This window comes from Bartonella sp. AA89HNZF (genome assembly GCF_042196905.1).
Lineage (GTDB): Bacteria > Pseudomonadota > Alphaproteobacteria > Rhizobiales > Rhizobiaceae > Bartonella.
This window is the reverse complement of the sequence record NZ_JBHIRD010000149.1, coordinates 1-518: the sequence shown is the minus strand read 5'-3', so window position 1 is coordinate 518 and position 518 is coordinate 1. Positions and strand designations below refer to the sequence as shown.

Annotated in this window: 1 protein-coding gene; it reads right to left on the bottom strand. The window is 40.9% G+C overall.

Features of this window, described 5'->3' with window-relative positions; all coding sequences use genetic code 11:
- The coding region (locus tag ACFIN0_RS10285) for a helicase-related protein (RefSeq protein ID WP_375702504.1) at positions 1–518 on the bottom strand (518 nt) is incomplete at both ends.

Genomic DNA, 518 nt, shown 5'->3' with positions numbered 1-518 from the left:
TCTAATTTTGAGCGTATAGGTAAATCATCAATAACCGTGGTCGTATCTTCTAACGCAAGTTCTTGAGAAGCAGCAACGATTTCAAGAGCATCGCTTACGTCTTGTTTTTTGTGCATATGGTGAATTATTTTATTAAAATTGTCATCATGGGCACGTAAAGCATTGAGAACTTGCCAGATGACATTATACTTTTTGTTGTTTTCTAAGGCTATTTCCGGCGGAATGTCAGCGGGTATCCCAATGGGTAGAATGATATAGCCTCTTTTTTTACCCTCTGCTCGACGCATGACGCGTCCTATCGCTTGAATAATCTCAATTTGACTTTTACGCGGGTGTAAAAATAGAACAGCATCAAGAGCAGGAACATCAACACCTTCAGAAAGACAGCGTACATTGGTAAGTACACGGCAGGTATTTTCCCCCGCATCTTCCTTTAACCAGTCAAGTTGTTTTGTACGCTCTTTAGCACTAAAGGTTCCATCAATATGGGCAAGGGTACAGTTAAGAGGAGGAGTATC